The sequence below is a fragment of the Acinetobacter sp. CE-15 genome (assembly GCF_051059255.1).
GTDB classification, from domain to species: domain Bacteria; phylum Pseudomonadota; class Gammaproteobacteria; order Pseudomonadales; family Moraxellaceae; genus Acinetobacter; species Acinetobacter guillouiae.
Genome location: NZ_CP192737.1, coordinates 1011727 through 1024694 on the forward strand (window position 1 = coordinate 1011727; position 12968 = coordinate 1024694).

At 40.0% G+C, this 12968-nt stretch carries 12 protein-coding genes; 10 read left to right on the top strand and 2 right to left on the bottom strand.

Translation table 11 applies throughout. The features are described from left to right. Nucleotides 1-5 precede the first annotated feature (5 nt). Entirely contained in the window at nt 6-668 is a 663-nt protein-coding gene (locus ACQ7EO_RS04870) for a GntR family transcriptional regulator (RefSeq protein ID WP_434279023.1), read from the bottom strand. 153 nt (nt 669-821) lie between these two features. Between ACQ7EO_RS04870 and ACQ7EO_RS04875 the strand changes: the two genes are divergently transcribed. The 9 genes from ACQ7EO_RS04875 (at nt 822) to ACQ7EO_RS04915 (ending at nt 10521) form a co-directional block, all read left to right on the top strand. Further along, nucleotides 822-1424, top strand: coding sequence for an amino acid synthesis family protein (locus ACQ7EO_RS04875; protein WP_434279024.1), 603 nt, complete (start codon nt 822-824; stop codon nt 1422-1424). Beyond that, entirely contained in the window at nt 1393-2184 is a 792-nt protein-coding gene (locus ACQ7EO_RS04880; RefSeq protein ID WP_434279025.1) for an alpha/beta fold hydrolase, read from the top strand. The genes ACQ7EO_RS04875 and ACQ7EO_RS04880 overlap by 32 nt, the downstream gene beginning before the upstream one ends. Before the next feature lie 24 nt (nt 2185-2208). Then, nucleotides 2209-3141, top strand: a complete 933-nt coding sequence (tgnA, locus tag ACQ7EO_RS04885) for a flavin-dependent trigonelline monooxygenase reductase component (RefSeq protein WP_434279026.1) — start codon at nt 2209-2211, stop codon at nt 3139-3141. A gap of 2 nt (nt 3142-3143) precedes the next feature. Then, nucleotides 3144-4181, top strand: coding sequence for a flavin-dependent trigonelline monooxygenase oxygenase component (gene tgnB, locus ACQ7EO_RS04890; RefSeq protein ID WP_434279027.1), 1038 nt, complete (start codon nt 3144-3146; stop codon nt 4179-4181). Between the two features lie 11 nt (nt 4182-4192). Continuing rightward, the gene (gene tgnC, locus ACQ7EO_RS04895) at nt 4193-5662 is read left to right on the top strand and encodes a (Z)-2-((N-methylformamido)methylene)-5-hydroxybutyrolactone dehydrogenase (protein WP_434279028.1); all 1470 of its coding nucleotides are present in this window, start codon (nt 4193-4195) and stop codon (nt 5660-5662) included. A 309-nt stretch (nt 5663-5971) separates the two neighbouring features. Then, complete coding sequence (locus tag ACQ7EO_RS04900; protein WP_434279029.1) at nt 5972-7372, top strand: purine-cytosine permease family protein; 1401 nt, start codon at nt 5972-5974, stop codon at nt 7370-7372. Further along, nucleotides 7359-8531 (top strand): hypothetical protein, encoded by a 1173-nt coding sequence (locus ACQ7EO_RS04905; protein ID WP_434279030.1) that lies wholly within the window; start codon nt 7359-7361, stop codon nt 8529-8531. The genes ACQ7EO_RS04900 and ACQ7EO_RS04905 overlap by 14 nt, the downstream gene beginning before the upstream one ends. A gap of 146 nt (nt 8532-8677) precedes the next feature. Next, nucleotides 8678-10135, top strand: a complete 1458-nt coding sequence (locus ACQ7EO_RS04910) for an NAD-dependent succinate-semialdehyde dehydrogenase (protein ID WP_434279031.1) — start codon at nt 8678-8680, stop codon at nt 10133-10135. After that, complete coding sequence (locus tag ACQ7EO_RS04915) at nt 10132-10521, top strand: carboxymuconolactone decarboxylase family protein (protein WP_434279032.1); 390 nt, start codon at nt 10132-10134, stop codon at nt 10519-10521. The genes ACQ7EO_RS04910 and ACQ7EO_RS04915 overlap by 4 nt, the downstream gene beginning before the upstream one ends. A gap of 197 nt (nt 10522-10718) precedes the next feature. Here ACQ7EO_RS04915 and dsdC read toward each other — a convergent pair whose 3' ends face one another. Beyond that, on the bottom strand, nt 10719-11639 hold the full coding sequence (dsdC, locus tag ACQ7EO_RS04920) for a DNA-binding transcriptional regulator DsdC (RefSeq protein WP_434279033.1): 921 nt from the start codon (nt 11637-11639) through the stop codon (nt 10719-10721). Between the two features lie 373 nt (nt 11640-12012). Between dsdC and ACQ7EO_RS04925 the strand changes: the two genes are divergently transcribed. After that, nucleotides 12013-12942, top strand: a complete 930-nt coding sequence (locus tag ACQ7EO_RS04925) for an OmpA family protein (RefSeq protein WP_434279034.1) — start codon at nt 12013-12015, stop codon at nt 12940-12942. Nucleotides 12943-12968: the final 26 nt, after the last annotated feature.

Sequence of the window (12968 nt, forward strand, 5' to 3'; positions counted from 1 at the left end):
AACCTTTATGTATTTAAAATATTCTTTGCAATCGAAGCAGCTTCAGCAATATGGGCAGCAACAGCTTGTTTGGCTTTTTCAGCATCTTGGTCTAAATAAATTGCTTCGCATATATTTTTGATTCGTTGAAAACCTGAAACTTCGCGTTTAGTTGAATTCATTGTCATTGCGCGAAGTCGACTAATACGACCATTTAAGCGTTGTACCACTTCCAAGGCGATATGATGTTTTGCTGTGGTAAAAATCGTTTCATAGAGTTTTGATGAGACTGAAATAATCAAATTAATGTCGTCTATAGCAAAAGCGTGTTCAAGCTCTATCACTAAAGCTTTTAAAGTTTCGGTGGTTTGAGAGGTGAGATTCCGAGTGCAATCAGCAACCGCACTTTGTTCAAGCAATAGTCGAATTTCATAAATCTGTGATGCAATTTCCCAGTTCAGCAAAGAAACAATTGGCCCTTTATTTGGCAAAATCTCAACCAAGCCTTCAGCTTCTAAATAACGAATGACCTCCCGTACAACAGAGCGACTCACACCCAGTTCTTCACATAAGCTTCTTTCAACCAGTCTTTTTCCAGAAGGAAAATAGCCAGTAATGATGGCATTGCGAACTTTGTCTAAACATAGCTCACGCAAGGTCACGGGTGGATTTTCAATTTTAAGATTCATAGAGGTTTAATCATTCCTGATTTTGCGAATACACAATTTCGTTACAAGTTCCTTGCTTAAAAATAGCATAGCAAACTATTGCATTTTTTGCATTATGTATTATGGTATACCATAATACGGACTACAAAATTAATTAACCAGCAAGGAAGAAAAATGAATCTGATACGTAAAACGGTGCTTCATGTCGAAACCACATATATCGATGGTGTTAAGGATGCACCTATACCCTTAAAAATGGTTGCAGCAGCAGCTGTGATTCAAAACCCGTGGGCAGGGCAAGGTTATGTTGAAAATCTTTCCCCAGAAATTCGTCGTATTGCACCAGTACTGAGTGAGCATTTAACCAAGCTTATTTTGGATGAAGTCGGTTCTGGTGAAGCAGTACAAGCATTTGGTAAGAGTGCAGTGGTGGGTTTAAACGGTGAGCTTGAACATGCATCAGCCCTAATTCATACCCTACATTTTGGAAATACTTATCGTAGTGCGGTCGGGGCAAAATCATATCTTGCATTTAACAACACTCGTGGCCCTGCAAATGCACCGATTTTAATTCCAATGATGGATAAAAATGATGAAGGGCGCCGTTCTCATTATTTAACCTTACAGTTTGCTATTCCAGATGCGCCAGCTGCTGATGAGTTAGTCATTGTGATTGGTGCTGCAACAGGTGGTCGTCCACATCATCGTATTGGGGATCGTTATCAAGATTTGGAAGAGTTAGGTCATGATCTCAAAAACCCTGCAGCTGTCAAATAATCGCCTTGCTCACTATTTTGAGCAGGGTCAAGGAGAACCTTTAGTTCTGATTCATGGTGTTGGAATGCAAGCCGAGGCATGGTATCCGCAAATTGAGTTCTTCTCAAAAGCTTATCGCGTGATCTCAGTGGATATGCCCGGGCATGGGAAAAGTACACCGTTAGCCCATGATGCATCGTTACAGGCCTTTGTGGATTGGATGATTGAGTTTCTGACAAAACTGAATATTGGAGCTGTCAATTTGGCTGGGCATTCAATGGGTTCGCTGATTACAACAGGTGTAAGTGCAACTTGTCCAAATTTGGTGAAACGTATGGCGGTATTGAATGGTGTTTATAAACGTTCAGAAAAAGCCAAGAATGCAGTGCTTCACCGCGCTGAAGCGATAAAAGCAGGTCAGCTTGATATAGAAACACCACTACAACGTTGGTTTGGTGACAGTGAGGCAGAGCGCCAAGCTGCATTAAAAGTGAAATCTTGGTTAAAGGCGGTCGATCTGTCAGGCTATGCAACTGCTTATTCAGCCTTTGCTCGAGGTGATTCAATTTATGCCAATGCCTGGTCAAAAATCACCTGTCCAGCTTTGATTCTCACGGGGACTGGTGATCCTAACTCTACAGCAGAAATGGCAATACAAATGGCCAGCCAAGCTCAAAATGCCAAGGCTATTGTGATTGAAAATGAAAGACATATGGTGAATTTAACTGCACCAGATAAAGTGAATAATGCAATGCAAGCATGGTTGGAAACCAGCGTCTAAATTGCTTGATAAAGGAATATAGCAATGAGTGAAATGGATACAATAAATAAAATACGGGAACTACGTGATGCTTTTGGATCATTTATGACAGGCGTGACCATAGTAACCACCTGTAAGGACGATGGAACACCATTAGGCTTTACAGCGAACTCTTTTGCTTCGGTGTCTTTGGACCCAGCTTTGCTTTTGGTTAGCATTGCCAAGACATCGAGCAATTATGATTATTTTGCACAGGCAACACATTTTGCCATCAATATTTTGGCAGAAGAACAAAAAGATATTTCCAATACCTTTGCTCGACCAAGTGATGATCGTTTTGCAAATTTGGATTGGCGCAAAAGTAATTGCCAAAATCCGATTATTGACCAAGTGAGTGCATGGTTTGACTGTACCACTTACCAAGTTGTTGATGCAGGAGATCATGCTGTATTGATCGGTAAGGTAGAAGGTTTTACTTCAACTGGTTTTGCCGGGCTGGGTTATTACCGTGGTGCTTATTTTACCCCCGCTAAATCATCGACGGATGTGATCTCTAGCATAAAGGTCATGATGATGGCATTAATCGGTCATGAAAACCAAATCTTGCTTGAGCAAACCTCGGAGCAAAAATGGACATTGCCACATTTGCTTGTAGATAAAGACGGTGCAGAAAAAGCACTGGAGAAAATCTTTGCGGTTTACCAGCCTGAAGCTTCGCCAAGCTTTATTTATTCTGTCTACGACGATATCACCACACAACAACAATATATTGCTTTTTTATGTAATACCCCAATTCCTGAAGCCCACAAAGGTCAATTTGTCGATTTAAATGACCTTGAACAACTCACTTTTGTCGATAGTGCTTTGGAAAGTATGTTAATGCGCTATCGCAAAGAAAATTATCTTAAAACTTATGGGGTTTATTACGGGAATCAAACCACTGGGACGGTTCGTCAAATTGTTAAAGAGGAAGTTTAACTATGCGTTTTTCATTATTTGTACACATGGAACGTGTTTCTGATCAAGAAACACATAAGCAACTTTATGATGAAATGATTGAGCTTTGCCAGATTGCTGATCGGGGTGGAATGCATGCGATTTGGATGGGTGAACATCATGCGATGAATTTTACCATAGCACCCAATCCATTTATTAATTTGGTTGACCTTGCCAACAAGACTCAGAATGTTCGCTTAGGCACAGGTACCGTAGTTGCACCGTTTTGGCATCCGATAAAGTTGGCAGGTGAAGCTGCCATGGCTGACATCATTTGCAATGGTCGTTTAGATATTGGCATAGCGCGAGGCGCATATTCATTTGAATATGAGCGTATGGTACCGGGGATGGATGCATGGAGTGCAGGTCAGCGGTTACGCGAAATGATTCCTGCAATTAAAAACCTATGGAAAGGCGATTATGAGCATAAGGGTGAGTTTTGGCAGTTCCCGAAAACCACCGCTTCACCACAACCTTTACAACAGCCACATCCATCGATTTGGGTTGCTGCTCGTGATCCCAATAGCCATGAGTTTGCAGTGCAAAATGGCTGTAATGTACAGGTTACACCTTTGCACTTATGTGATGAGGAAGTCGAAAAGTTGATGGGGCATTTCAATACGGCTTGTGAAAAGTTTGCTGATGTAGCTCGTCCTGAAATTATGTTACTACGGCATACCTACGTTGCTGACAGTGAGCAAGATGCACAGCTTGCAGCAGATGAAATGAATACATTCTATAATTATTTTGGGGCGTGGTTTAAAAATGAGCGGGAAATTACCCAAGGGCTTATTGCACCACTGAGTCAAGAAGAAATCGCACAACATCCATTTTATACAGCTGAAGCCATGCGTAAAAATAACGTCATTGGTCAGGCACAGGAAGTCATTGATCGTCTGAAAGTCTATGAGGCGATGGGGTATAACGAATATTCCTTCTGGATCGATACAGGAATGAGCTTTGAACGTAAAAAAGCCTCATTAGAACGTATGATTAATGAAGTGATGCCAGCATTTGCATAGGAGAGAAGAGTATGGCTTCTCCATTTCAGTTATATATTAATGGTCAATTTGAGAATGGTGCTGCGCAATTTGACAGTATCAATCCAGCAACTGGGCTGGTTTGGGCAAAAATGCCAGAAGCTCGAACAGCTGAGGTTAATCGTGCGGTTTCTGCGGCATCTCAGGCTTTACAAAACGCGGCATGGTCAGGTTTAACCGCTTCGCAACGTGGAAAATTGCTTTATAAACTTGCGGATTTAATAGAAAAAGCTGCACCGCAACTGGCACAGTATGAAACGTATGACACTGGTAAAATCATTCGTGAAACCTCAAGCCAAATTGCTTATGTGGCTGAGTATTATCGTTATTACGCAGGTATTGCAGACAAGCTAGAAGGTCGCTATTTACCGATTGATAAGCAAGACATGCAAGCTTGGACTATTCGTGAACCTGTGGGTGTAGTCGCTGCGATTGTGCCATGGAACAGTCAATTATTTTTATCCGCTGTCAAAGTCGGTCCTGCTTTAGCGGCAGGCTGTACGGTTGTGTTAAAAGCCTCAGAGCAAGGGCCTGCACCATTACTGGCATTTGCTCGCTTGGTTCATGACGCTGGTTTTCCAGCAGGTGTCGTGAATGTGATTACGGGTTTTGCAACTGAATGTGGAGCGGTTTTAACGCGTCATTCTGGCGTTGCGCATGTGGCATTCACTGGTGGACCTGAAACAGCACGACACATCGTACGTCATTCTGCTGAAAATCTTGCCAAAGTATCGCTTGAACTGGGTGGAAAATCGCCATTTATTGTTTTTGCAGATGCTGATTTACAAAGTGCTGTAAATGCCCAAGTCGCTGCGATTTTTGCCGCAACGGGGCAAAGTTGTGTTGCAGGTTCACGCTTACTGATCGAAGAAAGTATTAAAGATGAGTTTCTTCAACGTTTGGTTGAGCGGGTTCAACGGATCAAAATTGGTTTGCCGTATGATATGGCAACGGAATTTGGTCCACTGTGTACTTTAGGTCAACGCCAGAAGATTGAGCAAGTGGTGGCAAGTTCAATTCAGCAGGGTGCACAACTACTCACAGGTGGACAAGCCATTGATCGTGCAGGATATTACTATCCACCTACAATTCTAGATTGTAGTGATGCTCCGCAGGCCGATTGTGTCATGACAGAATTGTTTGGCCCTGTATTGTCGGTGGTTAGTTTTCGCACTGAAGCGGAAGCAATTCAAACAGCCAATCATACTACGTATGGACTTGCCGCTGGGATATTTACCCATAACTTAAGTCGTGCTCATCGGATGACCAAAGCGATTCGGTCAGGCATTGTTTGGTTGAATACCTATCGGGCAGTTTCACCACTCGCACCCTTTGGTGGTCATGGTTTATCTGGTCATGGTCGTGAAGGTGGTTTTGAGGCGGTATTCGATTACACCACGACAAAAACCGTTTGGTTACGTACTTCAGATGAACCTATTGATGATCCTTTTGTGATGCGATAAATCTTAAAAGGTCTGATTTAGAAATTTTAACTTCAAGGATGAAAATATATGCACAACACTGAAATTCCATAAATTTTACTTGCGGTTTAAAAATACCTTTTGTTGAGCTTTTAAAAAGCCTCAACTGGAGCATTTTTATCTTTTTTTAATGATTGATTAAAACTGCTGAAAATCAATGTACAGAATAAGAGCAATAAAGGTCAGGTCATCTCGCTATGGTGCTGACAAGGCAGGTTGTGAAACCTAGGTTTATGCTCACAAATAAATTGATATTGAGGAAAATGAATTCCTCAAAGAGAGATTAAGGATATGAATCAAAATGAAAAAAATGCTTTTGTGATAGAAAGCCATTCAATTGACTATGTCGATCCATCAGAACGCCATGGAAAAGTTCGGGATCTTTTTACCTTGTGGTTTTGTACCAATATCGCACCCTTAGCGGTGATTACCGGTGCAATGTCAATGTTAACGTTTAATCTGAATTTGGTCAGCGCTTTAATTGCAATTTGTGCTGGGCATTTCTTTGGGGCCGCAATTTTGGCATTGACTTCAGCTCAAGGACCACAAGTGGGTATTCCGCAAATGATTCAGAGCCGCGCACAGTTTGGGCGTTATGGTGCATTGTTGGTTGTATTATTTACCACCCTGATTTATTTGGGGTTCTTTATTTCAAATATTATTTTATCTGGCAAAACTTTACATACCGTTGTACCTGCAATACCTGTACCGATGGCCACGGTGATTGGGGCAATTGCTGCAACCACGATTGGTATAGTGGGTTATCACCTTATTCATAAGTTCAATAAGATTGGCACGTGGTTTATGGGAGGCGCATTATTAATTGGTCTGATGATTATGCTTCCACATATCAATGCAGATGTCTTGGCAAAAGGTGCTTTTAATATGAAAGGCTGGTTTGCCATGTTTGGTTTATGCGCCGTTTGGCAAATTAGTTTTTCACCCTATACCTCGGACTATTCAAGATATTTACCTAAAAGTATTGGGATTTTTAAGCCTTTTATTTTTACCTATTGGGGCGCATCTCTAGGAACGATTTTTGCCATGGTATTTGGCACAGTGGCAGTCAGTATCGGTTCTACTACAGATGCAATGGAAGCGGTCAAATCGGGGACAGGATTGTTTGGCTATGCACTGATGATTTTATTCCTCTGTAATATTATTGGTCACAATGCCATGAATTTATATGGTGCGGTCTTATCTTGTATTACATCGATTCAAACCTTTGCCGGTCAATGGATACCAAGTAAAAATATTCGTGTGGCTTTATCTATTGCGGTACTTGTTCTCGCTACATTTACTGCGCTCTGGGCATCTAGTAACTTTATTAGTTTCTTCCTCAATGTGGTTTTTGCCTTGCTATTTATCTTGGTGCCGTGGGTATCGATTAACTTGTTGGATTTCTATGTGGTGAATAAGAAATCCTATGATATTCACTCTATTTTTGCTCAAGATGGTGGCATTTACGGCAAGTTTAATGCAAAAGCTTTGACCGCCTATTTTATTGGGATTGCAATTCAAATCCCATTCCTGACCAATGCATTTTTTACAGGACCTTTCGCCAACGTTATTCCAGATGTTGATGTGTCATGGGTGATAGGTTTAGTGGTTAGTTTTGTTGTGTATTACCTATTTAATCTTGGAAAGATTAAAGGGGGATTAGAAAGGAATCTGCAAAATGAAAAAAAATAATTTACAACTGATCGTTGCTTCAATTCTCGTTGCTTTTATTTCGCCAAGCTATGCAGGAATCAGTTTTGGTGATCGTAATAGTGAAACTGGTCAGCTCACGGTATCTGGTTATGTGCGAGGTAATTACCAACTTAAGCAGTATGGTGAAAATGCAGATGATCAAAAAATTCGTTTTGATGCAGCACAACTCAAACTAGATTATGAGCGCGGTGATCTGTTTGGGCGTGCTGAGTATAGATGTTATCAATATGAACGGCTGTGTGACTTTTCGACCATGATTGATGCTTATGTGGGATACCGTCTCAATAAAACCGATCAGCTTGTAGTTGGGATGCAACCGATTCCATTTGGTCCAGGACGTTTCTGGGGCAATAGTCTATTTGGTAGTATCAATACCACTGCTGGGTTGGAAGATGTGCATAATGTTGGTGTGAATTATCATGCTGAATTGCCGACAGCAACCAAGTTTGATTTAGGTTATTTTACTATAGATGGTGGTCATTATTCAGGAACATATACACCTAATTCAGGGCGTTATACTGCGAATTATGTGCGTTCAGATGATGAGTCACAAACCAATTTACAGGAAAAAAATATGTGGGTTGGGCGTATTACGCAGGATATACCTTTGGCTGTTGAGGGGTTGGATACGCAGATCGGTGCATCATACTGGATCTCAGAAATTGACAATAAAAAGACCAATCAAACAGGTCGTCGTAAAGCGTGGTCAGTATTTAGCAAACTCAATTATGGTGCTTTAGGGCTGACATTAACAGGAGGTGAAAATGACATCAGCAATAAAGATCTGAATCACCCTGATACCTCGTTGATGGGATCGTATGACAGTGAATATGCTGTTGCCAATAAAGCAACTTATTATACCGCTGACCTTGGATATACCTTTAAAGATGTTCAACAGATTGGCAATATTACCCCTTATTTTATGCACAGCCGTTACAACAAAGATCTGTCAGGATCACAAGATTCTACGCGTAATATTTTAGGTGTCTCCATTGATCATAAACAGCTTTCTTTGCTTGCTGAATATATCGTGAGTAAAAATGATCCATTTATTGGCGGTAATATTTCATCACTGGCGCAGGGTGATGATAACAAATGGAATAAGTTGTTGAATTTGACTTTATTCTATTATTTCTAAAACAAAGCAAATCACATTCGGGCAACCGAAAATTTTTTTCACGATTCTTTTGGTATGCCATCATACAGGATGATGAGAGATAGATCATTGATCGACTGATTTGATGATCTATTTCCCCATACCAGAGTCTAACAAGGATAATTTGTATGCAACTTAATGCAATGCCACTTTTCCATCAACAGGCTTTCGTTGCTGGTCAATGGTGTGATGCCGATAGTCATCAAAGCGCTGATATTTATAACCCAGCAACACAAGAAATAATTGGAAGCGTGCCAAATATGGGCAAGGCAGAATCTGAACGGGCGATTAAAGCTGCTGTTACAGGTTGGGCAGCGTGGAAAAACAAGACCGCAAAAGATCGTTCAATCATTTTAAAAAAATGGTTTGAATTGATGATTGAAAAGGCGGATGAGCTGGCATTTATTTTAACCAGTGAACAAGGCAAACCTTTAGCGGAGGCGAGAGGAGAAATTTTATATGCCGCCAGTTTTGTCGAGTGGTTTGCTGAAGAAGCGAAGCGTGTGTATGGCGATGTTATTCCAAGTCCTTATACCGATGCACGTATTGTTGTACAGAAACAAGCAATTGGTGTTGTCGCAGCAATTACGCCTTGGAATTTCCCAGCTGCAATGATTACCCGTAAAGTTGCACCAGCATTGGCAGCGGGTTGTCCGTGTATCGTGAAGCCCGCACCTGAAACGCCATTTACAGCTTTAGCTTTGGTGGATTTGGCCGTTCAGGCGGGAGTGCCTGCTGATATTTTCAGTGTGATTACTGGTGATGCGGTAAGTATTGGCGATGCAATTTTTGAAAGTCATGAGGTGCGTAAGTTTACTTTTACTGGTTCTACCCCTGTGGGAAAACTGCTTTATCAACGTTCAGCACAGACCTTAAAGAAAGTATCTCTTGAATTAGGGGGAAATGCGCCATTTATTGTTTTTGATGATGCCGATTTAGATGCAGCGGTCGAAGGTGCACTGATTGCAAAGTATCGTAATGCAGGTCAAACCTGTGTTTGTGTCAATCGTTTTCTGGTACAAGCTGGGATTTACCACAAATTTATTGCCGCATTAAGTGAGAAGGTGAACGCTTTAAAAATTGGCAATGGTTTAGATCAAGGGATTGAAATTGGCCCCTTAATTAATAGCAATGCTGTTAAAAAAGTCGAAGCGCATGTTGCAGATGCATTAGCCAAATCGGCACGTTTGGTTACAGGCGGTAAACGACATCATGCAGGCGAATTGTTTTATCACCCCACCATTATTGCTGATGTCAATGCAGACATGGATGTTGCCACACAAGAAACATTTGGTCCTCTTGCCGCCGTATTTAAATTTGAAACCGAACAACAAGCCGTAGACATGGCAAATGCCACGGAATTTGGTTTAGCTGCATATTGCTATACCAAAGATTTAGGACGGGCTTGGCGCATGAGTGAACAGCTTGAATATGGCATGGTTGGAATCAATAAGGGGCTCATCTCAAATGAAGTTGCTCCTTTTGGCGGAATGAAGCAGTCAGGTTTAGGCCGTGAGGGATCTAAATATGGAATTGAGGATTATCTTGAAATCAAATACACCTTATTTGGAGGATTAAGCACATGAGCAATGACAAATTTGAAAAAGGCCTCGCAATTCGTAAACAAGTGTTGGGTGAGGCCTATGTAAATCACTCTATGAACGATGCCGATGATTTTAATTTACCTTTACAAGAGCTGGTTACGGAATATTGCTGGGGTGCAGTTTGGGGGCGTGAAGTGTTGAGTAAGCCTGAACGTAGTTTGATTAATCTTGCGATGATTTCTGCGCTTAATCGTCCACATGAATTAAAATTACATGTTAAAGGTGCATTGAGAAATGGTTTATCTAAAACTCAAATTCGTGAAGTACTTTTGCAAGTTGCTATTTACTGTGGTGTACCTGCGGCAGTCGATAGTTTTCGTATTGCAAAAGAGGCAATTTTAGAATATGAACAAGAACGTAATGAATAAAACGTTATCGGTTATGCGAATGTCCTCTTCTCAGTGAATGTTATTTGTATAAAAAATCTATGTTTCGTCAGAGTGGATCAAGGATATCTTTCTGACGATTTTTAAGTATGTGAATATAAACCCATTTAAAAGCAGAAGGTACTCGATTTATAAATGAGTACAGCATTGATTTGATTATGGTTTGTTAGCAAGTCATTTTAGTCCTGACTCATGGTTTGATTTTTGAGCCATAGACTAAAGGCCTCAATTTTTGGCCAGTGGCGATCTTTCAGTGAAGTGATATAGTAATGTTGCTCGCAGAGTAAAAACTGATCAGGGAATGGTGCGATTAGTTCGCCTTTTTTAATGGCTTTTTCAACCAATCGTTTTCTCCCCATTGTCACTCCAAGGTTATTTTTGGCAGCAATTGAGGCGAGATCTGATCGATTGAAGTAAAGCGCTGAAGGGGTATCAATATTGATATTAAAATGTGCGGCCCAACTGTCCCATTCACCCGTTCCAGTCTTATTACACCATGCATGGCTGTCATGAAGTAAAGTACACTGGTTTAAATTCTGCCAATTGTTTACAAGGTTGAATTTTTCAGCATACTCAGGACTACATACAGGTAAGATATGTTCATCCATTAAGTATTGATAATTCAATTGCGGGCAGGGTTGGTTATCAAAATAAAGTGCTAAATCTATCCCTTCTCGTTGCAAATTAACATTTTCATTGCCAGTCAAAATGGACAATTCAATAAAAGGATAGCGCTGTATAAAGTCAGACAGTTTGGGAACCAACCAATTTTGTGTAATCGATGGCCTAGCATAAATTGTGAGTGGTCCAGATAAAGTTTGATTTTGGATGGCCTTAATTTCAGTATTGAGATGGCCTAAAGAAGACTGCAATGCCCAAAAAATGTGCTTGCCTTCAGCCGTGAGTTCAACTTTACGGTGTAAGCGTAAAAATAGTTTTATATTGAGTTCTTTCTCTAATAAATTGATTTGGTGGCTAACAGCACTAGGTGTTAAACATAACTCTTTTGCCGCTAATGAAAAAGACTCATGCCTTGCAGCTACTTCAAATGTATGAAGTTTAGATAATTGAAAACCTGTTAATGACTTATCTAAGTTCATCACTTTATTGCTCGCTGTCATATATTTTATAATTCATGTGAAATATTAAATAAAAATTTTAAAATAGATACTGCTTTCTAAATCAAAATATATTTAAAGATCAATATTTAACCTTATGTTTTTTCAGGTGAATTATTTTAACCCAAAGGCAAATTTTTATCATTTGACGTATTAACCCTAATTCATTATTTTTGCGTACCTTAAATATTAAACCGTGAAATATGTCACGAAAAAGCGTGTTTTTAGGTAGCCTTACTGAAATTTAAAGTATTGGTCTCGCTGTCTAAAAGGTTTTTATGTGCAACCTCTACGAAGCTTAAACGTTTCGTTGTAGAGGTTTTTTACTTTTAAATTCTGTAAGGAACAAATTTTAATGATGGTCACAAATAAAGGCTTGTTGGTCACAACACTACTCTTCAGCTCAATCTTGTCTGGATGTGCTGTGAAAGGTGGTAGTAATGGTACGGCTGTTGAAAAGTGGCATAACTTTGAAAATCAAAAAATTAATGAAAAAGTAAATAAAAATAAAGCAAATGTTGTTTTTGTTCGTGATGAGAAAATTGAGGGAAAAGCGGTAAATATTTTTGTAGGTGGAGAATATTTGGCTTCATTGTTACCCAATGCTTATAAAGAGCTTGAAGTTTGTCCTGATAACCAAAAGTTGGTTGCAATTGAAACGGATGTCAAAGATCGCTATGCAACCAAAGAAAAAGGTGGGCAATACTATAATTTACCTCTCGAAAAAACCACCTACTTACGTGTGAGTCTGGATCAGAATGGGCAGACTTATTTCTTAGCAATGAATGAGGATGAAATTAAAAAAGCTCAGCAGCATTTAAAAGAACAAGTCCATACCTTGCCACGTGTTGATCGCGATTTAAAGTGTAAGCCTACCGTTAAAATGTTGAAGAAATTTACATTACAAGCTGGCGCTTTGTTTCAGTTTGATAAATCAGATGAAGCAAATATGTTAACTCAGGGTAAACAAGAAATTAAGAATGTTGCAGATGCCATTCGTAATGAAACAGCCGAGATTAGCCATATAGATGTTATTGGTTATACAGATCCAGACGGTACGGAAAGTTATAACCAAGTGTTGTCAGCGCATCGTGCGCAAAGTGTAAAAAATATGATGGTAAATTATGGTTTATCTGCTGATTTAATTGCTGCAGAAGGCCGTGGTAAAACAAATTTATTGATCACAGATTGTTCTGAAAAACACACTCAAAATCGTACTGCGCGTTTGGCATGTAATCAGCCCAATCGTCGAGTTGAGATCCTTCTTTATGGTACTCAGCCGTAATTACGCTTCATTTCAAAACTTAGTAT

What these genes read in the sequence shown, in the direction of transcription:
- ACQ7EO_RS04870 (WP_434279023.1), bottom strand. Translation starts at nt 668, where the DNA reads ATGAATCTTAAAATTGAAAATCCACCCGTGACCTTGCGTGAGCTATGT.
- ACQ7EO_RS04875 (WP_434279024.1), top strand. Translation starts at nt 822, where the DNA reads ATGAATCTGATACGTAAAACGGTGCTTCATGTCGAAACCACATATATC.
- ACQ7EO_RS04880 (WP_434279025.1), top strand. Translation starts at nt 1,393, where the DNA reads ATGATCTCAAAAACCCTGCAGCTGTCAAATAATCGCCTTGCTCACTAT.
- tgnA (WP_434279026.1), top strand. Translation starts at nt 2,209, where the DNA reads ATGAGTGAAATGGATACAATAAATAAAATACGGGAACTACGTGATGCT.
- tgnB (WP_434279027.1), top strand. Translation starts at nt 3,144, where the DNA reads ATGCGTTTTTCATTATTTGTACACATGGAACGTGTTTCTGATCAAGAA.
- tgnC (WP_434279028.1), top strand. Translation starts at nt 4,193, where the DNA reads ATGGCTTCTCCATTTCAGTTATATATTAATGGTCAATTTGAGAATGGT.
- ACQ7EO_RS04900 (WP_434279029.1), top strand. Translation starts at nt 5,972, where the DNA reads ATGAATCAAAATGAAAAAAATGCTTTTGTGATAGAAAGCCATTCAATT.
- ACQ7EO_RS04905 (WP_434279030.1), top strand. Translation starts at nt 7,359, where the DNA reads ATGAAAAAAAATAATTTACAACTGATCGTTGCTTCAATTCTCGTTGCT.
- ACQ7EO_RS04910 (WP_434279031.1), top strand. Translation starts at nt 8,678, where the DNA reads ATGCAACTTAATGCAATGCCACTTTTCCATCAACAGGCTTTCGTTGCT.
- ACQ7EO_RS04915 (WP_434279032.1), top strand. Translation starts at nt 10,132, where the DNA reads ATGAGCAATGACAAATTTGAAAAAGGCCTCGCAATTCGTAAACAAGTG.
- dsdC (WP_434279033.1), bottom strand. Translation starts at nt 11,639, where the DNA reads ATGAACTTAGATAAGTCATTAACAGGTTTTCAATTATCTAAACTTCAT.
- ACQ7EO_RS04925 (WP_434279034.1), top strand. Translation starts at nt 12,013, where the DNA reads ATGATGGTCACAAATAAAGGCTTGTTGGTCACAACACTACTCTTCAGC.